The 24,853-nt window shown below is 30.2% G+C and carries 13 protein-coding genes and 1 tRNA gene; 7 read left to right on the forward strand and 7 right to left on the reverse strand.

All coding sequences use genetic code 11. The features are described 5' to 3' along the window. Positions 1-12: 12 nt before the first annotated feature. From LJY17_RS10645 to LJY17_RS10660, 4 genes are all read left to right on the forward strand, one after another. Complete coding sequence (locus LJY17_RS10645; protein WP_264543805.1) at positions 13-2,349, forward strand: restriction endonuclease; 2,337 nt, start codon at positions 13-15, stop codon at positions 2,347-2,349. Positions 2,350-2,398: 49 nt separating this feature from the next. Next, positions 2,399-3,829 (forward strand): hypothetical protein, encoded by a 1,431-nt coding sequence (locus LJY17_RS10650; RefSeq protein WP_264543806.1) that lies wholly within the window; start codon positions 2,399-2,401, stop codon positions 3,827-3,829. Positions 3,830-3,988: 159 nt separating this feature from the next. After that, positions 3,989-4,885: a DUF4365 domain-containing protein gene (locus tag LJY17_RS10655; protein WP_264543807.1), complete on the forward strand. Its 897-nt coding sequence runs from the start codon at positions 3,989-3,991 to the stop codon at positions 4,883-4,885. Positions 4,886-5,059: 174 nt separating this feature from the next. Continuing rightward, positions 5,060-5,701 (forward strand): hypothetical protein, encoded by a 642-nt coding sequence (locus LJY17_RS10660; protein ID WP_264543808.1) that lies wholly within the window; start codon positions 5,060-5,062, stop codon positions 5,699-5,701. Between the two features lie 426 nt (positions 5,702-6,127). On the opposite strand, the gene LJY17_RS10665 is transcribed toward LJY17_RS10660, so the two are convergent. From LJY17_RS10665 to LJY17_RS10690, 6 genes are all read right to left on the reverse strand, one after another. Continuing rightward, complete coding sequence (locus tag LJY17_RS10665) at positions 6,128-9,970, reverse strand: T9SS type B sorting domain-containing protein (protein ID WP_264543809.1); 3,843 nt, start codon at positions 9,968-9,970, stop codon at positions 6,128-6,130. Beyond that, on the reverse strand, positions 9,958-10,752 hold the full coding sequence (locus LJY17_RS10670) for a hypothetical protein (protein ID WP_264543810.1): 795 nt from the start codon (positions 10,750-10,752) through the stop codon (positions 9,958-9,960). Before LJY17_RS10670 ends, LJY17_RS10665 begins: the two co-directional genes overlap by 13 nt. Positions 10,753-10,781: 29 nt before the next feature. Next, positions 10,782-11,201, reverse strand: coding sequence for a hypothetical protein (locus LJY17_RS10675; protein WP_264543811.1), 420 nt, complete (start codon positions 11,199-11,201; stop codon positions 10,782-10,784). Then, the gene (locus tag LJY17_RS10680) at positions 11,198-18,148 is read right to left on the reverse strand and encodes an RHS repeat-associated core domain-containing protein (RefSeq protein ID WP_264543812.1); all 6,951 of its coding nucleotides are present in this window, start codon (positions 18,146-18,148) and stop codon (positions 11,198-11,200) included. The genes LJY17_RS10675 and LJY17_RS10680 overlap by 4 nt, the downstream gene beginning before the upstream one ends. Before the next feature lie 13 nt (positions 18,149-18,161). Beyond that, a complete protein-coding gene (locus LJY17_RS10685) occupies positions 18,162-18,611 on the reverse strand; it encodes a T9SS type A sorting domain-containing protein (RefSeq protein WP_264543813.1) in 450 nt (149 codons plus the stop codon). A gap of 585 nt (positions 18,612-19,196) precedes the next feature. After that, positions 19,197-19,276, reverse strand: a tRNA-Leu gene (locus tag LJY17_RS10690). Between the two features lie 294 nt (positions 19,277-19,570). On the opposite strand from LJY17_RS10690, the gene LJY17_RS10695 reads away from it, so the two are divergent. From LJY17_RS10695 to pth, 3 genes are all read left to right on the forward strand, one after another. Continuing rightward, the gene (locus LJY17_RS10695; protein WP_264543814.1) at positions 19,571-20,512 is read left to right on the forward strand and encodes a ribose-phosphate pyrophosphokinase; all 942 of its coding nucleotides are present in this window, start codon (positions 19,571-19,573) and stop codon (positions 20,510-20,512) included. A gap of 107 nt (positions 20,513-20,619) precedes the next feature. Continuing rightward, positions 20,620-21,225 carry a 50S ribosomal protein L25/general stress protein Ctc gene (locus tag LJY17_RS10700; protein WP_264543815.1) on the forward strand — a complete coding sequence of 202 codons (606 nt, stop codon included), beginning with the start codon at positions 20,620-20,622 and terminating at the stop codon, positions 21,223-21,225. A 133-nt stretch (positions 21,226-21,358) separates the two neighbouring features. After that, positions 21,359-21,925 carry an aminoacyl-tRNA hydrolase gene (gene pth, locus LJY17_RS10705; RefSeq protein WP_264543816.1) on the forward strand — a complete coding sequence of 189 codons (567 nt, stop codon included), beginning with the start codon at positions 21,359-21,361 and terminating at the stop codon, positions 21,923-21,925. A 44-nt stretch (positions 21,926-21,969) separates the two neighbouring features. On the opposite strand, the gene LJY17_RS10710 is transcribed toward pth, so the two are convergent. Next, entirely contained in the window at positions 21,970-24,786 is a 2,817-nt protein-coding gene (locus LJY17_RS10710; RefSeq protein WP_264543817.1) for a zinc-dependent metalloprotease, read from the reverse strand. Positions 24,787-24,853: the final 67 nt, after the last annotated feature.

Genomic DNA, 24,853 nt, shown 5'->3' on the forward strand with positions numbered 1-24,853 from the left:
ATAGAAACTACTATGAATAATTACGACTTTTCCACTCTTAATGATAAAGAATTTGAACAAATTTCAAAAGATTTATTGAATGCTAAATTTGACTTACAGCTTCAGAGTTTTAAAAGTGGTAAAGACAAAGGGGTAGATTTACGATTTTCAACAAAGCAAAATAACAATTCAATAGTTGTACAAGCCAAGCATTATTCTAAATCTAAATATTCAGATTTAAAATCTATAATTAAAAATAAAGAATTAAATAACGTAAAAAACCTTAATCCTGATAGATACATATTAGTTACTTCATTAAATCTTTCAGCTATTCAAAAAGACGAATTAAAAATAATATTAGATCCTTATATCAAAACCTCAAATGATATAATTGGACAAGAAGAACTAAATGAATATTTATCTGAATTCAGTCACATAGAAAAAAAATATTATAAATTATGGTTATCAAGTACAAACATAATATCTGAAATATTAAATAATGCAGTTGAATCCAGAACAAAATATTTTCTAAATAGATTAACTGATAAAATTAAATATTATGTTGTGACTGAAAAATTAGATTTAGCCAACAATATTTTAAAAGAAGAAAAAATTTTATTAATTACTGGGCAACCTGGAATTGGAAAAACTTCATTAGCAGAAATGATTTTATTTGAGCGAGCCAAAAATAATTTTAAAATTCATAAAGTTGAAAATATCAAAGAAGCAGAAGATGTTATTTCAAACGAAGATAAAATAAAACAAATATTCTATTTCGATGATTTTTTAGGGGCTAATTACGCTGAAATAATTAACTCTCATAAAACAGAAACTCAATTAACTAGTTTTGTAGATAGAATAAGACATTCTCCTAACAAATATTTACTTTTAACTACAAGGACAATAGTTTTAAATTTGGCTAATGATAGATATGAAAAAATCAATCAATCAAGCTTAAACGACCGAAAATTTGAATTAAAGCTTTCTGATTATGACAAATATGAAAAAGCATTAATTCTGTATAATCATTTCTTTCATAAAAGTGTCACTAAAAAATTTTACAATGTAATTATAGATGAAAAATTTTATTTAAAAATTATTAATCACGATAATTATACACCACGTATAATTGAGTTTATTACTGATGATTCGAAAATTAAATTATTTTCAGATAGTGAGTACAAACAATTCATTATTAATAACTTAAACAATCCAAAAGAAATATGGCGATTTTCTTATAATAATCAAATAACATACCTTGAAAGATGTTTATTGATGACATTGTTTTCTTTTGGAAACTTTGTGTCAGAAAATAAATTAATAAGAGCATTTGAAAAAAGATTACAATACGAAATCAAACAGCATAATCAGGTTGTTGACGGTAATCAATTCAATAAATCAATCAAATTATTACTAAATGGTTTTATCTCTTCAACTCTTTATAATTCTATAGATAAAAATAAACGTTCATATAATTTCATAAATCCTTCTTTAGCTGATTTTTTAATTGGACAAACATCAGAATCTCTTTCAGAAAAAAAAGGAATCATTAATAATGCTATTTTCCTTGAACAATTAGATAGATTCAATCCAAAAACCTCAATTATTCATTTAGATCAAGAACTTCAACTAATCATTCGTGATTTAATCAAGAATGATCACTTTTTAATTGATAAAAAAGAATACGAAGATAAAAATCAAATTATTTTTTTTAATTGTAAAATAATAACAATTCTTTCAGATTATTGTTCAGAGGTCAATATAGATAATATTTATTTACATTATTTAAAGAAAATAGATTTTAAGATTGAATGGAATTATACAATTTTTTCCACAATCTTAAATTCATTACTAAAAATTAAAGATTGTCCACAAACTGAAGAATATGTAAATAAAAATTTTTTAAAAATTATAAGAAAAATAATAGCTATAGCTGATAGTGAATTTGAAGCAGATGAAATAAAAGACTTATTTGACAAATATAATCAGGATTATAATGAATTTTCAAAAACAGAAGAAGGCGTTGAATTAATTGAAAATATGATTATAAATATTATTCAAACTAGTGAAAATGAATTAACCGACCAAATTAAAGATGAAGTTACTGAAATTAGCAAGGTTGAGGAAATTTACGAAGAAATTTTTTCTACGCAAGAAAAATTAATTAAAGAATTATTTCCAACTTCAAATCACAATTTATTTTTTGAAGTTAAACTCGATAAAAGCGAATGGGAAAATATTATAGAAGAGAATCAAATAAAAGAAAACATGCGTGAGTATGATGAATGGGAAGACAATAATTATAAGAAAGAAAATTACGATTCAACTAACTTATCAGATGAAGATAAAATAAACGACTTATTTAATTAAAAATAATACCCCCAACAGCTACTACCCTTCCTCAATATTTTGCACTAAAATGAGTATCTCGACAAAACAAATAAAAAACGACAAAAACTTTGAAATAGAACTAAAGTTTATTGACAATATAAGCTCTAAAGAAAAAATTAAAGTTGAACTTATTGAAGATAAGGAAATTGAGGCCTTCTTAATAAAGGAAAAAGAAAAATTTCAACTTAAAATCAATGCAAGATTTTTAGAGGATGAAGATGACACTACTAAACTATCATTTGTTTATAATGATGTTATATACGAAACAAAAAAGCTTGGAAGTACTTCCAAACAAACAGATTTAAAAATTGACAATTCCGTAAGTTCTGAAACTACAATTGAATTAAACAGATTTCAATCTGAAAGCTTTAAGCAATATGGATTATATAAAACATTTTTTAAAATTGAATTAAAAAATATAAATACCTTTCATAAAGAGTTTGAAACAGTAACGCATCAAAGACAAGGCAGAGAGTATTTTTATGATTGCATCCGCATAAATCTTAATGGAAAAGACTATGATGTAACTCAACTAAAATATAACAACAAAGGATTTTATGTTTTTGAATGTTTGCAAGAACAGAACTATGATGAATTTTCTGACGTTTGCTTTTCCATTCAACAAGCAATAGGATTCATTAATAAATTAATGGTAGGTGGAGAAAAATTCACTTTTGATGATGTTGGAAACTGTTATTATTCAAACTATATTAGACCGACTTTGAAAGGAATGTATAGTCCAATTATAACAAATCCTTATTCTTACCCAGACATTGAAAATGACATTGCTGAATTTTATTTAAAAAAACTTACAAGGATAACATTAACCAATTTTTCAAACCTTGTTTACAAAATACATACTGAACCAGAGTTTTCAGTCGCAATTTTAGTCATATTAGAAGCAACATCAATTAGATCTTTATTGATAATTCCAAGTTCGTTTGCCGTTATTATTGAACAGCTATCTAAACATTTAAGCATTGAAGAAACTGGACTTGAAAAGCCAATTAACGATGCAACATTAACCGTCAAAATAGTCAATGAATTACATAAAGTCATTGATGATAATGCTGAAACGTTGAGCGAGACCAATCTCTTGAAATTAAAGAGACGATTAAATGAAGTTAATAAACCTATTAACAAAGAGCATTTAACGAATAATGAAAAATTAACTCGTCCGTTTGAACAACTTGGTATATGCTTAACCTTGCATGACATTGCTATAATTAAGCATAGAAATGATTTGCTTCATGGAAACATACTGCTCGACACGGAAGAAATTAAAGAAGAAGAAAATACAGAGCTCTATTTATCCTATGTTTCAGCAAAACTCTTTACATTGATAAGCAAGCTAATTCTAAAAAGCATCGGATATGAGGGGTATGTTTATAATCAGGCGAAGTATTTGGAAAAACATATGAAAATTAAGACTAACGAAGAATACTTTGAAAAAATCTAACAGGTCTGCATATAATATGGGTTTGGCGAAATGTCGGGTTAAGCTAAAATTTAAAATTTTGGCTTTTGCTTTCCGTGTCGCTAAATTGAAATTTTTCGCTACAATTTCCTCTACTGATGCCAAACCCTGAAACGTTAACTACAATAAATAACAAATTCTATGGAATTACCACAAAGAATAGATAATCATGTTACTGAAACTGCGTCCTATAAAATTTTCAGTAGAAATATTCCAAACTCATGGATTATTAGAGATGTTACTGAAAGAGATTATGGAATTGACTGTTATATTGAAATTGTAAATAAAAAAAATCAGGTAACTGGAGAACTGATTTCAATTCAACTCAAAGGAATCAATGATTTAACATGGACAAAAAAGGAAACTTACAATTTTTCAGATGTTAAAATCTCAACGACAAATTATTGGAGGAATTTTCCAACTCCAGTAATGCTTTGTATTGTGGACGTGACAAATGAGTTGGTTTATTTTGAACCTGTTAAGAGTGCCATAAGAAAATCATTTATTAAATATGCCGAGCAGAAAACATTTTCGTATAAGATACAAAAAAGTAATGAATTGAAATTGGATAACTTATATCCATTTTTAGCTGCTTATTTTCAAGAAAAAAATATAATGATTGCAGAAATCAACACAACAACATTCATTTCAATGTATGGAGAATACAATAGCTTTTTTGATGAAAATTATGGGCGCGATGAATTCATGGGAATCGAAATAAGTCGAATTTTATTTTTAAAACATATATATAATAATTTAGAGTTTCTTTGCCAGTATTATGAAATAAAATGGAAACTCGAACCATTAAGTCATTATTTTAGAGAAAGTCAGAAGATATTTGGAAAAGATTATTATCTATATGAGTATCATAACGATGTGATTATCGATAAATTGAAGAAGGTTATGATTCCAATTTTATTAGCAATTCGTGAACAAATATCAGAAGTAGAAAAGGAATATTACATTTCTACAAACTTACCGTTATTTAACATCGCTATAAACATTCGAGACAATGGACAGTTTCCCTTTGAATTATAATTTTACGGCAGCTAAAAGAAGTATTAAGAAAATTGGGGTTTAAGGTTTAATGAAACGGTCTTTTCGTATATTTGGTTTCAGTCCTAATGGAAAGGTTCGGGAAAAAATCTCCAACTTCTTAAAGTTGGCAGGATGTTATAAACAAGCTTTGCAAAACGAAACAAATTGATAATTATGACCCAAAACAAAATCATCCCTTTCGGAAAATATAAAGATCAACCAGTTGAAATTTTAATTAATGATCCTGAATATAGAAATTGGTTGTTATCACAAAGTTGGTTCATTCAAAAATTCCCTGAATTAAAAGTAATTATCATAAATAACTTCAAAGAACCAACAAACACTCCTGAACATAATAAATTACAAGCACAATTTTTAGATAAGGAATATTGCTTAAAACTTTCAAAAATTGTATTTCCATATTTATATGCCAATATTGTGAAAATACCTGAAAGATGGAATTTTTCATTCGGTAAGGACTTAATTGATGTAAAGATCGAAAGAAGACAATTTGAAAATGCTGGCATTGATGTTTCCTTAAGCTTTATGTTCACTTTCAAAGAAACAATGGACTTATTAAATGACGGAACATATAAGTATTTAGGGAAAGATACTTATGAAACATTCCCTTTAAACATAGAAATAAAACCCACTGTCAGTGATGATTATCCTACAATATTAAGACAAATGAAAGCGTCAAAGTCTAATGTCTTATTTTTAGTTGAATATACAGGAATTGGAATAGACATAGAAACTTTTATCAAATACTTTGCTAACGAAAAAATCAAAGTTATTTTTAAGAGTGAACTAGATTAAGCCAGCTCATAACAGCGGTTTAGATTAATAATATTAATATGTTCTATTTTTATTGATTGTTTTTATGGCTTTACTTTTTAAGTACACAATAAACACTTTTTAATTTAGTTCAATTCTTTTTTTTCTACTAGTCGATAAATCATTTAGAAAATATTTTGAGGATTGCAATTATCTAATATTTTTCTACAAAATCATTGCAATGATATTGCAACCAAACTGCAACCATTAGTTTAAATTTGGTTGCTTTAATTTGAACACTAAAACTTTATGCTGAATATAATAACCATTTAAAAGCTATTTTAATAAAAAAATTGAGTTTTTAAATGATTGCAATTTTAGTTGCAACTAAAGTTAGATACGTTAATTTAGTATAGAGTTTATCTTATTCTTCTATTGAAAACTTGACAATGAACAATGTGAAAAGGATTATCTTTTCAACGCAAAATGTCCTTTTATATCTCTACCATCTTCCAACTTTATAGAGTACCAATAATCAGAAGAAGGTAATGGCTGTCCTAGATAAGTGCCATCCCACCCTTGGGAAGTTGGATTCAATTGCTTGATTAGTTTTCCAAAACGATCAAAAATATGGATTTCTGTTTTAGTATTTATTTTACTGCTTATTCCTTGAATGTTCCAATAATCATGATAACCGTCTCCATTAGGTGTAAAATATTTTGGAATTCCTAAAACACTTACTTCTTCTTTTGAAATCCCACAACCATTTAAGTCTTTTACATAAACAGTATAAACACCCGCAGGTAAATTGTAAAATATGTTTGATTCTTGAAAGTTAATAGCATCTAAACTATACACATAGTTCCCATCACCTGTTACATTTACAATTATTGAATTCGACTCGGACAAATCACTAACTTGAATGTTTGAAATAGTAGCAAGGTCAGAAGCAACTACATTAATAGTTCTTGTTCGAGTACAGCCAAAAGCGTTTTTAACCTCTACTGCGTAAGTCCCTTCTTGATTAACATTTAGTGTATAGTTTGTCTCATTAGAAAGTATAATCCCATCTTTCTTCCAGATGTAAGTATAATCATTTATTGAAGTCCCATCTTCAATTCCCGCATTGAGAATTTTAGTGATCGTCAATTCGTTACATACGATTTCATTTCCGTTTAAATTGATTTTTGGAACAGGATGAACTACAAAAGGAATATTGTAGATTGATTTACAGTTTACATTATTAGGATTAACTATCTCAACACGTACATTTTGTGTAGCTGTAATAAATGGATTAGGGAGTGGACTAGCTAATGGATTATTATTTTGATCATAATAATTGACTATCATACCAGTTTGATTGCCTAAAATCGAATTTTGGAATGTTGATGTATCAAAAGCAAATAATCCGTCTTGATTCATTGGATTTAATTCATCATCACAAACTGTAGATAAAGTTGTACTTATTGGGAAAGCTTCAGGTAAATCATCTACAATAAATTTTATTGTTGTTTCATAGTTACAAGCTGTTGGCGTGTTATTAGTCACAATTGCTTTAATAATTTGTGAAGCTGTTACAAATGGATTTGACAATGGACTTGGTAAAATATTATTATTTTGATCATAATAAGCAACAGACACATTGGTTAATCCGTTTAATAAACTTGACTGTAAATTTGTTGTATTAAATGGATATAGTCCATCTTGATTATCATCACAAAATCTGTACTCTTGTGGCTGTACAATAGGAATTCGTTCAACATTTAATGTTATGTGTTGCCCCAATCCTAGACAATCATTATTTACAGCACTATCTACTCTAATGTAAATATTTTGAGAATTAGGATAACCCGTGTTTCTATAATTCGAAATGTCAATTATAGCATTTTGTTCCCCAAGTGCGTCTTGTAAATTGCGATAATAAGATATAATTAACTGCTGTCCTATAGGGAATAAACTTTGAATTTGTGGAGTGACACTACTGAAATCAAAACTACTTACACCATCTGTGTTTGTGCCTAAAATAGCATCATCACAAACTGTAAAATTTCTAGTAAAATTTGCAGGAATCTGTGTAGTTGATACACTTAAATTAAGTTGTGCTATCCTAAAACAACCATTTGTATTAGTTACTCTAACATATACTACATCATTACTTACTACTTGGTTGATATAAGTAGTAAAATTTGTTATGGGATTAACATTGTTTTGAGCATCTGAGACAGTTTCAAAATAGCTGAATGTTTCAGATGCAAAATTAGCAGATATTTTACTATTGGCTTCAGTTAGATTAAAACTACTAAAACCATCAATATTGTCGTCGCATTGTTTTAGGGAAACAATATTTGTAATGATTGGTAATGGAAAAACTTCAATTGTAAACGAAGTTGTGGCAAAACAATTAGCATTATCTACATTGCTGACTTTTACATAAATTGTTTCCGTACTATTGGTATTTACATAATTGGCAGGAGTTGCAATAATATTTGACAAACCTGCATCAATAAAATATGTAATAGTAAATTGACTTGGTGACTGCCCGTTTAGGATTTCAGTTGCTTTTTGGGACAAATCAAAACGAATTTTCCCATCAGTATCTGTACCAAAAGTCGTATTGTCACAAGAAGTCAAACTAGATATATTTGTCGTGGAACTTGGTGTGTCGAAAACATCTATATTAAATGCTGTAGTTGCTTTGCAAGCGTTATTTTGAATGTTATAGACTTCTGCTATTATCGATTGTTGTTGATAAGCAATTACATTTTGATAATTAGTAGGTGTTACAATAAATATATTATTACTGTAATCTGTAGCATTGGCAAAGTATTTTACTTTGAACTGGTTAGGATTTTGACCATTTAGAATTGCCAAATCTAATGTGGTCAAATCAAAAGTATAAAACCCATTATTATTATTGTCACATTCTAAAATGTCCAAAGGCTGAGTTGCTGTTGGCACTGAAGATATAATAATATCTCTTGTTTTAGTCCCTGTTATGCCATTATTATTAGTTGCTGTCACCGAAACTGTGTATGTCCCTGGATTAGTGTAAGTGTGATTCCCAACTATACTATTTTGTATTGGACTACCATCACCAAAATTCCATAATGCATTAACAATATTTTGATTAGTATTTAATGAAAATTGTGCTACTTCTCCAGCACATGCATTTTCAGCCTCAATTTCTGGAATAAAGAAAAAAGATTGATTGAATGCAGGAAGTCCTAAAATAGATACTTTCCCTGCCAGATCAACATTGTTTAATAAAACATTACAACCAATTCCAATAATATCAGGGTTATTTATTGAGCTTAATTTATTAGACCCAAATTGAGCAATATATATTTTTTTATCAGGCCCAAGTTGTAAAGCTCCTGGAAAATCAGAAAAAGTATGAACTAGAACTTGTGAAGCAGGAATATTACTGGCATTTAAGTCAAACTGATATAGTTTTCTACTAATATTTGTTGTTAAATATAATAATTCACTATTTGGCGAAAATTCAGCACCATATAATTGTCCTGTATCATTATTAATTAGTGTAATGGGGTTTGAAATTACTCCAGTAGTATTATCAAAATCAAACAATTGTGCTAAATATAAGAACTGATGGCAAACAGCCAATTTTTTACCATTGGGAGATATTTTCATATATCCCATTGAATTTGTATTATAAGTATTATTTACCACAACACCTACATTACTTGAGATTGTTGTTGGGCTTAATCCTGAAGAATTTAATAGATGAGAATAAAAGGCATTATTGCCAAAGCCATGTGTAACAACCCAAAAATCAGTATTATTCGAATGTTTTACGATTGAAATTTTTTCACAAGTAGGTGCATAAACTAAAACATTTTTATCCGTAGTAACACCTCCTAGCCCTCCATCTAAATTCAAATCAATTATGGAATACCTAAAACCATTTGGCCCAGCCACAACATCGATTGTGAAAACATAAAATAAATTAGAAGATCCTGGTTTTGGCACAATAGTAGCCGATTGTGTAGTTGAAGAGTGTCCCATCAAGCCAGCACCATTTAACATCACTTGATGATTACGATTGTAAACTGTAATACCATCAGTGTAAAATAACAGTTGTCCATTGCTGTCAGATAATGTTGCACAACCTTCCTCAGTATTAAGTTGACCATTTGTAAGGGCAACTGGAACACCACTATTAAAATCTAACCCTGCCTTGTTGCCAAAATACCAAATATTTGCTTCTCCTTGTGCATGAGACAATATTGATGAGAATAAAGCTAATATCAAAAGTATAAAACTAAATTTTTTATTTATCAATTTGCCCATTCAATATTTAATTTAATCTCTAGATTAATCTCTGGATATGAATAGGTAATACTATTTGGTTTTGTAGTTGTATAATTTGAAAAACTCAAAATACGATAATCTGGAGGACCATTTAATAAATCAGCGCCTGCGATATTATCATCTATATCTGCTAAAGTAAACAATAAAGATTTTGATGGATTTATGAATAAATTTTGACCCGATACGTCCCAAGTCATTGTTCCTTGATTTTCTATAATTGGAGACAAAAACCATCGCCTATATGAATATGTGCTATTTAAGAAATCTCCTAATTTAGATTTGGCAAAACCAAATTGTAAATCAGCCAAATGATTTGGATTAGTGTTTGGATATTCAGGGTCATAACTAGAATTCACATTGTAAAAAGAAATCACCTGCAATCCATTAATTTTGATTGCATTACCTCTTTGAATATTTATATTCAAATGCTTTTCAGCCACACTACCATTAGCATTTTTACATCTTATATAGATTGTTTTTTGTCCTAGCTGATCAAAATTAAAGCGTAAATTAAAATTATTATCTAAATTTTGAACAGTATAACCTCCTGTAGTAAAATTATCTAACGAAACCCAAACAGCTTGTGTGGTTTCATTTGTTGTGACATTAACAGTAAACTCTTCATCTATTGAAGGGTTTGTTGTTGAACTATTCAAACTAATTTCAAAACCACTTCCTCCATCCCCTGCTTCTTGATCTTCACTCGAACATGAATAACAACAGTAGATAATAGAAAAAATAACACATTTAAGAATTTTCATGTTTAAAATTTTATTTTAATGTTATCTATCTAAATCTTATCCCAATACTTTAAAATAATTCTTAACTCCTTTGCAGATTTTAATAATTTTTTTTCCAATTCAGTATTTGTAAATATTATATTAAATTTTTCATTATTTTCTTGAATTTCCTCCTTACTGATAAGAGGAAGTACCCTCTTATTTAATTCATTTAAATGTAAAGTTTGTGATTTATCATCATAGTTTGGAAGTTCTCCATTTTTTAACCTAAAAACTATCACTTGTAGATAATCTTCTATATTTTCATATGAAATAGATACAGTCCTTTTATAATCAGTATATTCAACATCATAAAAAACATTTCCATTCTCTGTTACTTTTAATAATTCAAATCCAAATTCTTTAAGTAAAAAAGAGAAAAATAATTCTACTAATTCTATATATTTTTTACCGTTAATCATTGTTATCATGGTGTTATTATTTGAAATGCATTAGGATGAAGTTTTAAATAATTTTTAATCATATTTTGTTCCATCTGATAGAAAATACTTGGTGCTCCTCTATTAGGGTCTAAACCGATATTTATAATTGGTCTTCCGCTTCTCATTTGCTGCAATAACCATTGACGATTGTAAGTCATCATCTGGCTTGTAATTTGATCTGCTGTACCTGTGAATTTAGGCATATTATTCAGGATAACAGAACTTGGGTGCTTAGCGGCTTCCATACCAACTCGTTTCATTCCTTCTCCCACAATCGTAGGCACTTCCTTAATAGCAAGTTTTGTTCCATTCCCACTTATGACACCTGCACCGCCTCCGCCACCTGCAAACATTAGAGGTAAGGTTCCAAAAGAAAGCACTCCTTCGTCTGTACTTGTAGATGTTCCATTTAGATTTCTCATACTACCATCCCCTACACTTCTCCCCATCATATATTGAACAGGAATATTAATTGTGTTTGCCATGCCATATACAGTCCTTTGTAGCAAATTACCTTCAGAAAGTGCTGTCATATTTATACCTAAAAAGGTATGTTGCGTAGGCATTTGAATCACCGCTTGTGATGGCTGAAACCCCTCATTTTGCCAACCTCCGGTTAATTGATGATTAGAAAAGCTAGGAGTAGATGGCAGGTACACTTTCTCTGACTTTTTATTACTTCCAAAAATAGATTTCCATTGTTTAGTAAACCAGTTTCCTATGCTTCTTAAATTATTGTCAACCCATCCACCTTTTGCAAAACCAGCCTGTTTAAAACCTATATTTCTATTTGCCCAGTTCTTTATACCCAATTCATCCCAATTTTGTGCAAGATTTGCAATAGCATTACCTAATGCGCTTTGCTGGGTTTCATTCATCCCCCCTGTTTCAGGATTTCCGTTGTATTCTTCACCAGAAGGATCTACATATTTTAATGGATTATTCAATACATACCCATAACGATTATAATTTTGGGTATTAAAAGGGTTTTGAATAAAATTATCTGGTTGTAAAAATCTATGCAATTTAGGGTCATATATACGACCGTTCATATGAACTAAACCAACACTTTGTAGGTGTTCATGACCTGTATAACCTCTATCAAGTATGGTTAGAAACTCAAGTTCATTATTATTTTTGTCTTTAATAGAAGCGATTTCTCCCCATGCATCAAAAGAACGTTTTTCTACTACTTCGGCTAAATCGTTTGTAATTGCAACAATTGTACCTAGATAGTCTCTGTGAAGATAGAAATAATTTTGAGCAGTTCCATCACTTTTTAATATAACTGGAGCGGTATAGGCATCTCCTCCTAAATAGGTTACAAATTCACTCTTGTTGTTTGCAACATCAAAATTGATTTCCATTGTCCCGTCGAAAGAATAATATTTACGCTTAGGACGAGTGGTTTTATCATCGTTAAGATTTCCATAATACATGGCACATCTGCTATCAAACGGATTGTATAAATAATTTATTTTATCAACTCCTTGTTCTGTTATCTTTACAGGACTTTTAAAAACATTATAATCAACCTCTTGTAAGGGGTTTTTCTTGTAATATTGTGTAGCTTCAAAAGTTGTGGCAACAGATGTGTTTCTGTAAAACTTAGGAATAGCAGAGGCAATGTCTGTATAATTATAATTTCCTAAATCATTTCCAGTGATTCTTCCTTTATTATCATAGCTCTGTTTGTTTTTACCACCTGTTTTAATTAACATAAAATTGTCAATGTAAAATGTTCTAGGAGCACTTAATCCGGCAGTGTTCTCACTTTTATCAATTTTAATATAAACATTTACATTGTCTGTTTGAATTGTATGTTCAACTTCAAATACACCTTCAGTTATTAACCCTAAATTGTATTCAACAATAGCGTTTGTAACAGTATTTTCTTCGACAACAACTATTCTTGTTTTATATGAAGCTACAGCAGTTTCACCATCATCAAAATTTAATTTTACTTTATACTTATCACCAAAAACCGCTTTTTCCAGTACCTTTTTTTGAACTCCAGATTGAGGACTATTTGCTTTAACTTTTAACTTATCTGTATGTAGTTCAATAACAGCAGCATTGGTTACTACAAATCCTTCATTGGTATTTGAGAATTTTAAATTGTAAATCGTTTTTGAAGCTCCAGACCATTCTATAAGGCGATCAAGATTGTCGTAAGTAAAAGTCTCATTTGTATTAAACAAACTGTTAGTTCTACTGTTTAAATTTGACGTTACAGGATTAAAACTGTTTACTAATGTCATAATATTAGCTGTTGTCCCCGTTAAACTGTTAGTGTAATTATGACTTGTTTTTTCTAAAAAACCATATTGATCGTAAGTATTGGTTTGTAATATACCATTACCAAATTTACCACTTGTTAATTGTCCTCTTGCATCTACTGTATTAGTTTCCCAAAGAATTTTACCATTAGTATTACCACTTGAATCATCAACAATTTGCCAATGGAAACCAAGTTTATAGGTGTTTTTTATCCATTTTTCAGAAGATTTATTATCATTAAGATTTGTTGCTTTATAAAATTCTCTTAATGGTCTTCCAAACTCATCATATTCAATTTGTTTTTCAAAAATAGCTTTATTAGCATTTGTTTCAACTATTTTTGAAATTCTAGCATTGTTATCATAATTTATTAGATAGTCTATATGATGTCCTATTTCTGAGTAATCATCATATGCTACACTTTCTAAAAATTTTGTTGTAGTATTATAACCATAAATTGATTTTGAATTCGTTAAATCACCATTACTTCCTATAATGGTTTTTTCAATTAATTTCCCTGAATTATTCAATTTATATTCTGTTATTCCTTTAGGAGCAATTTCCTTAGTTAATTCACCATATTCATTATACTCATAAATATATTCTCCAGCAGAAGCGTCTTTTAATTTACTTTTTCTTCCCCAGCCATCATATTCTAATTCTGTAATACTTCCTTCAAAATCTGATTTTTTTAGATTTCCATCAGCATAATAAGTATAATTTATAGTTCCTCCATTATCTGTTACAGAGATTGGTTGTCCTAAAGAGTTTTTGGTAGTTATAATGTTTTTTATTCCATCATTGCTTGTTGTTGTTAGTCCTGTATAATTTAACGTGGTTATTTTTCCACTTGCATGGTTAATCAATTTTGGTCTTCCATATTCGTCATATGTTGTTGTTGTAAATTGAGAAGCATTATAACTACTACCATCGTATGGTTCACTTACTGAAATTGGTCTTCCATATATATCATACTGAGTGAAAACAGTTGAATATTTTCCGTCTATATTTTTATTTGAAGATTTAATTACTCTGCCAAGACTATTATATACCAATGATGTGAAACTTCCATCATCAGAAGTACTGTTTACATATACTTCGTTTCCTGTACTTGAATTAGTGTAGGTTAAATATGTTTTTTTTCCTAAATAATCAGTAACTGTTTTTTTCTTTCCCCATGTATCATAATCATAAGTGGTAGTTAAGCCATAAGGGTCAGTTTCTGATGTAAGCGTTCCTTTTGTAAAATCATAGTTGTATAAAGTTTGTAATCCTTCATTAGTTATGCTTTTAGTTAAGTATCTTCCAGTAGGATCATATTCGAATATTGCTACACGACTTGCTGTGCCGTTAGCTGAAATTGTTTTCTTAATAAGATTTCCAAAAGGGTTGTATTCTAGATCTTCTGTGACTTCATTTGTTAGATGTCCTTTCTTTTTAATTTGTGTTAAATTGTTGCCAGTATAGCTGTATGTTTCTTCTGAAGTTTTTGTATCGACTGGAACAGCACTATTATAATTTGTAACAGAAGAAGTTTTTTTGTTCAATCTGTCTACAATATATGGCGCAGATGTTGCAGAATAATAATCTAAAGTTGTAGTCTCACTTTCTTCAATTGTACTTCCTAACTTTGTATTGGTAGTAATAGTTTTAGGGTTATTGTTTGAATCGTACCCAGTAACTATTTCTTTTGAAGTATTCTCAACACCGTTTTGTTCTACAGTTGAAATGTTATTTAGTTTAAAAACTTTATTAGGAAAAAGTTGATAATCATAACCCATTGTAGTTTTAGAAATAAAACTAGAAGTCGAAAAATTAGTCACATTACCATAAACTTCACCAAAAACAGTATAACTTTCATAAGGCGCTCCTTTTTTATTGATATCAAATTTTGTTAGATTGGTAATAATTGGAAAATTGTTATCATACCAGTTGGTTTTTGCTATTGCTCTAAATCCAAGAAATCCTTTTCCGTCTACACTGCTTACAGCTCCATAGTATCTATACATTTGTTTTTTGTAGTCCGTGTGAGAGAAAACTTCTAATAAATTTACTACTTGAAAATTAGTTGCAGAAGTGATATCAAAATTAGGGTAATCTTCTGTGTAAGTAGATGGATAATAATCAAAGGCTCCATAACTATCAGGGTCAATATTTTTTAAGCATGTATAATTGATTGCATTTACAACACCATTTCCTAAAGTAATAGATCTAAGCAATCTATCTTTATTGAAATCCTTTTGTGATTCAAAATGAATAATCCTATTGTTGGTTATAAAATTAAGCTCAGATTTTAATGTACTTTTATTGTTATTCAAAAAGATAGGAAGCGCATTAGCTTTAATTGTTGGTTGTGTTCCTGATGAAGCAGACATTTCTTCAACAAAGTTGCTACCTATATTTTTGTAATTTTTAATTAGAATAGAACCTTGTTGTAAATTGATCAATCTTACATCTTCATATATATTCTGAGCAAAAATTAAATCAGTTTTTCCATCTTGGTTAAAATCGTTTGGGATTAGATAATACGTATATGTTCTTGATCCACTTTGATAATTGGCTTGATATGGCACATCGTAAGTGGCATCTTCAATAATGAACTTTGAGCCAGTAGAAGAAAATTTAGTATAATTATTTCCAGTTCCTTTTGGTATAATAAAATCTGTTTTTCCGTCACCATTATAGTCTCCTAATAATATTTGGGTACTTATGTTTACTCTGCTATCGTTTGTTACAACAGGGCTCATTAGTACATTATTTGCATCGAAGGAGTAAACCTTAACACTTCCGTTTTCAAAAATGATTATATCAGATTTTCCATCTCCATTGACATCATCAATAATTATTTTAGAACTACCAGTTATAGATAAGTTACCAATTACACTGACATTGTTTGATATAAGTCTTCTATCTAGATTTACAACATATGCTCTACCCCCAGGAAAAGTTTGTGTATATGTTGAACATCCTTGAGTTACGGTAAAATCAAAAGGTTTTTCAACAATTAATACTTCTGTTAAACCATCTCCATTAAAATCACCACCCAAATATTCTTTAGGAATTTCTCTAATTATTTCAGCCCATTGAGGTTGATTTGGGTCAGGTATTGGTTTAACTATGCTTTCATTTTGAGAATCAGAAGATATTGATTGCTTTCCCAAAGGAGTACTCGTACATGGTTCAACCCAATATCCATACTCAAACTTAGGAAATTGATAATTAATTTCATATTGGTAGTATATTGGATTTACAGTACCAGAAGAATAATTTTTGAATGTAGTAATATTTGATGTTGTGTTATACTGAATAGCACACCAACCTTGCATTGGCATTAGTTTGTTGTTCTGACTTAACCAAGAAGTTGGTATTAATTCTCTAAAATACCCAATATTATGTTCATAAGCTATATTGGTAGTATTACCTTTTATATTAGAAAAATACCAATACTTTTTCTTTGCATCTACACCAGTAGTAGGATATAAAATAATATCTTGGCTCCCATCTCCATCAAAATCACCTGAAATAGTTCCAGAATTATTGTAATTAATGTTACTAACCGTTAAAGTTGTGCCAATATCTTTATATGATATAGTAGAAGGAGTATTATCATAAGTAAAAACAGTTGGGTTTAAGTTTTTAGTTTTATCTCCATTCTTTTCAGTGATTTTTACCAGCCTTTCATACCCTAAAGAAGTTGTGTCATATTCAAGTAAATAATTTTTAAAAGGAACATTGTTGTTAGTAATTTTAATTTCATCAATAAGTTTATTATCTACATAATTATTAAGATAACTTGGATATGCTTTTTCTTCTCTTACCCTATTTTTATAAATGAATTCTACTGAAGATTTGCTATTTGCATTTAGATAGTTATAAATTATTGTTGAAAGATAATTATTGTTTCCAGTGATACAATTGTACACATATTCAATCTTAATACCTTGTGGACTTTCCCAACTTATGATTTTCCAATTTTCACTGTAACTAAAATTAGAACAAATCCCACCTCCAGAAAACTTGGCTTTTGATCCATCTGGATATTCAATAATAAAATACTCAGGACCATTTTTTACTCTTCCAAATGAAGTAATTTTTAAATTACTTTGATTTTCGGTTTCGTATGTAGCTCCATCATAGCCATATACACCGGTTTTTAAAATTAATCTTTGACCATCTAACATAAATCGATCATTATCGTCTATGTTTACAGTAGAAATTTTATTGTCATAGTAAGTTGTTGATCCAGATCTTGTTATGCAAGAAATACCAGTCAAATTCCATCCATATCCAGCATTTCCGTTACCACTTTGACTATTGTAACCAATGCCTATTTGCGGAACAACTCCATTGATTCCATTTGGCAAACTCAAAGGAATATTATATTGCGCTGCTCCAGTTAATGAAACGGATAATTCACCTTGTGTCACACCTACTTCTGTTGACTGTCCAGTTGGTGTTCCAGCAGTTAATGTATTACCATTAATATTTGAAATTTTTGAAAAATTATTTGCATCACTCTTTATTTCACCTCTTTTAATTGGCAAAATGCCTTTTACAGGGATACCTCCGATATTTTTATCCTGTGAATAGGAATTAAGTGCAAATAGCAAAATAGATATTTGGATTGCTTTTCTTATAATTTGAATTAAATTCATTTTCGGTGGACGTTTATTCTTTTATTATTTTAATTGATTTATTATCACCATCTGTATAGCTTAAGTTGATACTATAAACATTTTGAGGTAATTCTTGAAATTGGATTACAAATTCATTTTTTGATTCCAGATTATTATATGCTTTTATTAATTGTCCGTTTAATGAATAGATATTTATTGCTCTAACTTTTTTAGAATCGCTGACATCCCATTTCAAGAAAAGTAGTTCCTTTACAGGATTTGGATAATATGATATTTCATCTTCAGGATAGAACTTTAGTAAATCTTGTTCTACTATTTCTGAAACTTCTTTAACAATATTATTCGTCTTAGCTGGACAACTTGGGCAATATTCTCTTTTTATTTGATTTCCAGCATTGTCATACGTGAAACTTATTTTATCTTGTTGAGAGTAACAAAATAGACTTAATAGAAAAGTTATTAAACAAAATAGTTTTTTCATTTAGATATTTGTTATATTAATTTTTGCGCGAAAATACTGCAATAAACTAATACAAAACAATACCTGAATTTAGTTAGATTTCATCTAATCCATTTTTTTAAAATTTTAATTAATTTACAGTCTAGTACTAATTAACACTCTTATTAATCATATCATATGTTATTATCGAATCTAATTTTATAAATAATCGACGAGATACATTTTTTAATAAAAGAGATGGATTTATTTTATACTTCAATTCTCAAGTCCTTGAGTAAAATATTTAATAGTAAAATTTGAGTAAACTTGAATAGAGTCAAAACCTTTTCTTGTTTTAGCTAATTTTTATCTTTTTTAAGCTATACAGTTTAATTTTATGCTATATTTTTTATTAACATCGTATTATCTTTATGCCAAAATTCAGCATTATACTAATATTATAGTTAGTTGAAAAACTTATTACACATAATGAATATTTTAAAAAATTAAGGGATTTCAAAAATATTACAGAAAGAAAACTCATATATTTTTCGGCAATTTTTCGGCAAAAAAATAAATAAAAAATCCTTAAATAGCTATTAATTAGCGATTTAAGGATTTTTAAAGTACCCGGAGTGGGAATCGAACCCACACACCTAAGTACACGAGTTTGAGTCGTGCGCGTCTACCAATTCCGCCATCCGGGCAAGGATTTGAATGAATTTTTTATTTTAATTTTTAGAAAAATTAATTAAAGTTTTTCATCCAGGCAAAAAACTGTTTATTGTTTCAGTATTGTGGGTGCAAATGTAATTATTTTTTCTAGAAATCATAAAAAATAGTTCAAAAATATCTTTCCGGCTTGGATTTTATTCCTAAATTTGCACCGCAATAAAATGCACAACACATAACTAACTACACCCGAGGCGCTTAACACATGAAGCTTTAAATAACAAAAAGCCGAATTGTATGGAGCGTAGCGGAATAAAAACAACATATTAATGTCGCACCTAGAACCCGAAGCAAAAATTTTTGCCTGTTCACAAAGTGTTTACCTAGCCGAAAAAATAGCCGAAAAATACGGTGTTGAGCTAGGAAAAGTAACGTTCTCGCAATATAGTGATGGTGAATTTCAGCCATCATATGAAGAGTCAATCCGTGGATTGAGAGTATTTATAGTTTGTTCAACATTTCCAAGCTCAGACAACTTGATGGAATTGTTATTAATGATAGATGCTGCTAAAAGAGCTTCTGCAAGACATATAACCGCTGTTATTCCTTATTTTGGATGGGCCCGTCAAGACAGAAAAGACAAGCCAAGAGTACCAATAGGAGCCAAACTTGTTGCAAAATTATTAGAAAGTGCTGGTGCAACTCGCATCATGACAATGGATTTACATGCAGATCAAATTCAAGGGTTTTTCGAAAAGCCTGTGGATCATTTATTTGCTTCAACAATCTTCTTACCATACGTAAAAAGCTTAGGTTTGGAAAATCTAACTATCGCATCTCCTGACATGGGAGGTTCAAAAAGAGCATATGCCTATTCGAAGTTCTTAGAATCGGAAGTAGTTATTTGCTACAAACAAAGAAAAGCCGCCAACGTAATTGATACCATGGAATTGATTGGTGAAGTAAAAGGCAAGCATGTTATTTTAGTGGACGACATGATTGACACAGGAGGCACTTTGGCAAAAGCTGCCGATTTAATGATTCAAAAAGGAGCCTTGAGTGTTCGTGCTATCTGTACACACGCTATTTTATCAGGAAGTGCTTATGAAAAAATTGAAAACTCACAATTAAGTGAATTAATAGTTACCGATTCTATTCCGTTAAAGAAAGAGTCAAAGAAAATTAAAGTGGTAAGTTGCGCACCGCTATTTGCAGAGGTTATGCACATGGTACACCACAACAATTCCATTAGTGGAAAATTTTTAATGTAAAGGCAACCAATTTAATAATAAGTTGTACATTTGCCGGCTCATTACGCACAAAGTTAAAAGCTTGTTGCATAAATAAGTAAAATATTTAATAACTATATTTTTTTAAAATGAAATCGATTACAATTAAAGGATCAGAAAGAGAAAGCGTGGGCAAAGTTGCTACTAAAGCCTTACGTAATGCTGGAGCGGTTCCTTGCGTGTTATACGGAGGAGATCAACCAGTGCATTTCTCAGCAGAAGACAAAGCATTCAAAAACTTGGTTTACACTCCAAACGCACACACAGTTGTGATTGAGTTAGAAAACGGTAAATCATTCAATGCTGTTTTACAAGACATTCAAGTACACCCAGTATCTGACAAAATCTTACACATTGACTTCTACCAGTTATTTGATAACAAAGAAGTTACTATGGAAATCCCAGTTAGAGTTGTTGGTACTTCTCCAGGCGTATTATTAGGAGGTGTTTTACGTTTAAACCAACGTAAATTAAAAGTTAAAGCTTTACCTGCAAATTTACCTGACTATATCGATGCTGATATTTCTGGATTAGAAATGGGTAATAAATTATACATTACTAAATTAGCATCTGACAAGTACAAATTTTTACACCCAGACAACACTGTAGTTTGTCAAGTAAGAATTTCTCGTGCTGCAATGAAAGCTGCTCAAGAAGCTGCAAAAGCAGAAAAAGGAGCAAAAAAGAAAAAATAATTTTCTTACACTCTATACAAAAGCACCTCCATCGAGGTGCTTTTTTTATGATTAAAATTTAAGTTACTTTTGCTCAATAATTAATTGGATCAAAAATCTGTTTACTAACAAAACAGAAGCAACAGAAATAGACATGAAGAAATTTTTAATAGCTGGTTTAGGAAATATTGGAGCTGAGTATGCCAATACCCGTCACAATATTGGTTTTAAAGTTTTAGACTTTCTGGCAAAACAGGAATCACTTGATTTTCAAACTGTAAAATTAGGTTCATTAGCTGAATATAAAATTAAAGGAAGAACGTTATTACTTCTTAAGCCGAACACTTATATGAATCTTAGTGGTAAAGCTGTTCAATATTGGATGGAAAAAGAAAAAATAGCCAAAGAGAACATTCTTGTGATAACAGATGATTTGAATTTACCTTTTGGAACTATCCGCATAAAACCTAAAGGCTCTGATGGTGGGCACAACGGATTAAAAAGTATTCAACAATTATTAAATACTATCGACTACCCAAGGTTTCGCTTTGGAATAAGCGATGATTTTAAAAAAGGAAAACAAGTTGATTATGTGTTAGGAGAATGGGATGAAGATGAAAAAATAAAACTTTCTGAACGATTAGAAATGTCTGTCAAAGCAATTCAATCATTTGCCTTATCAGGATTAGGAAATACAATGAGTGATTTTAACGGAAAATAAAAAAGGGAAGCTAAAGCTTCCCTTTTTATATAATACATAATCAATTATTCAATAACAACACGTTTCACAGTCTTTTTACCTCCATCAATGATAGAAACTAAATAGATTCCTGATTCAACATTATTTAAAGAAACTGACTGATTGATTGCTCCAGTATTTGTAAATGAATTTTCATATACTTTACGACCTCTTAAATCGTGAGCTACAACTTTGATATCACTTCCTGTTGAAGATGTAAATTTAACTGTAAAATCTCCTTTATTAGGATTTGGATATAAACTAAAATCTTCAAATTCAAAACTTTCAGTACTTAAAACTGGTACTGACTGAGAATAACACAACTGAATAGTAAAAGTATTAAACCTAGCTGTAGCAAAGTTTGAATCCACTACTGCATCCTTAAAGTAAAGTTTCCATCCTCCAGCACTATTATTTCCATTATAACCATTAATATTAGCAGCAGAAAAAGGTGTGAATGCAGATGCAAAAGCACCATTATTTACATTTGCACAGTTAACAGCCGATCCAGCAGTATCAAACCATTTATCCATATTTGCAGCTGTACAAGTAGTATTGTTATACCATAAAGCCGTATTTAATGATGCCTGCCAAGGAGCCATTAACAAAATATTCACTTGACCAATATTTGGATGCGTTATATTAGCTTTAAAATTAGAATCTGTAATTGTAAACGAATCATTAACTGTCAAAGTTAATCCAGGATAAGAAGTATCTGAACTTTCTGTAAAAGCTTGATTCAAATTAAATGTATAATCATTACAAGCATTTTGTGTTTGATAAACATAATTACCAATAGCAATATTTTTTGTGTTTACATTAAAGAATATATTTCCAGAAGCTTTAACCATTACTCTACAGTTCGCTGCCGTTACATTAGGAACAGTGATAGTTTCAGTACCATCATTTGGCGTGTTTGCAAGCAAAACGGTCGTAAATGTAGCCCCGTTATCTGTTGATAATAAAATATCTACATTTGTACCTCCTACACTTGTATTAGTACTATTAACAGCCCAAGTAATAGTTTGAGTTGATCCTTGAGCCCAAACAATACCGTTTGTATTTTGAGAAGTCACTGTTAATGGCCCTCTTGTTGCATCAACAGTTACAACCATATCATCAAAATTAGTTTGACCAACTTTTACTGGAGCAACGCTACTGTAAGCTGCATTGTCTCTAACTGTTAATCTGAAATTTAAAGTTCTTGCAACTGATGGAAGCGCTTCTGAATTCATTGTTGCATCACCCCCTAAAGTACCAGTGGTAGCCGAACCCGCCATAACACTTTCCATTCTAGGAAAATATCTTGTAGGTGAAGTTTTTGGAGCAAATGATATAAAATTAGGCCCTCCTGTTTTTGTTGCAGTTGCACTACTACCTGCAGCAGTTAAACCAGTACCTGCCCCTGTCAACACATCGATTTGTTCCCAACTATAAGTTAATGCATCTCCTGCATTTGCATCTGTAGCTGATCCTGTTAACATAAAAGGGGTACTCTTTGGAACAGTCCTGTCTACACCTGCATTTACAACTGGAGTTGCATTATTCGCCGTAATACTTGTAGTAACTGGGCAAGTTTTCCCTGCCAAGTTTGTTTGAATTTGAGTTAATGAAACTGCATGATAAGAATCTAAAGAGTGTGGAGCAACATCATAAGAAGTAATACCTGCATATCCCATAATAGTAATTCCCGAACCTACCTCAGCTTGAACTGTAGAACCTGATTCTCTTGAATGTGTAAAAGTATGTCTAGCACCTAATTGGTGACCTACTTCATGAACCACATAGTCAATGTCAAAATTATCTCCTTGAGGCATTCCGTCAGCTGGAGAAGTAAAGCCACTACCTTTTTGACCGTCTACACAAACACACCCAATACACCCAGCATTACCTCCGCCACCTGAAGCTCCAAATAAATGGCCAATATCATAGTTTGCTTCAGTAATTACTGAACTTAAAGTATTTTGCAATTCAGCATTCCATGCTCCATCGGCTCCTAAACCATCACCAGAACCTGCAGAACCTGCAGCTGAATAAGGGTCAGTAGCGGCATTATAGTAAATAACATTAGTACTGGCAGCAACTAAGTTTAAATGTAAACCTAATTCTCTTTCGTAAACACCATTACATCGTGTTAATGTTGCATTAAAAGCAGCTAAAACTAAATTCACCTGAGCCGCCGAAGTAGCTCCAAAATAATTTGAATACTCTGCAGTACAAGATTGTGCTAAACGCATAGTTTTTAATTGACCAGCACTTGATTTTTGAACTGAACCAATTTTGTTTGAAATATCTTCAAACGCTTTTTTGTCATCCACCGAACAAGTCCAGTTTAACTTTCCTTTTTCTCTTTGTGACTTATATACAGCATAAACTTTACGGTCTGCTGAATACGGCTCCATGAATTCGTTTTCTTTACCAACTCTGAAAACCATAGTTTGAATTCCTTCTGGAGAAATACTGATTTTTAAAGTCGCATATTTATCAGTAAGTCCTTTTCCCGAAAACGCTCTAATTTCAGGAAATTGAGCTTGTAATTCAGCATCAAAGTTTGATGCTTCAAATACTTCAAACTGTTCTATACCACCTTCTGCATTTGGCAATGATATAACTGCTGATTTTTTTGAAGTATTATTTACAGCAGAAAAAAGCGTTTGACGCATTGCTTCTGAATTTAAATCAAAAAGCATAAAATCTTTAGGAAACGATTCTCTTGCAACCCCTTTAGCAGTTACAACATTTTCTTTACCCTTAGAACTCACTTCCCAAAACTTATTTGCCTGTGCATTTGCATAGCCACTAAGTAAAATAGGGGTAAGCGCAATTAGTAATTGTTTTTTCATAATCTTTAGGTTAACATTTTAAAATGCTAATTTATAAATTACTTATTCTAAATCACTTTTTTTTAAC

It is taken from the genome of Flavobacterium hankyongi (assembly GCF_036840915.1).
In the GTDB taxonomy this organism is placed as follows: Bacteria; Bacteroidota; Bacteroidia; order Flavobacteriales; family Flavobacteriaceae; genus Flavobacterium; species Flavobacterium hankyongi.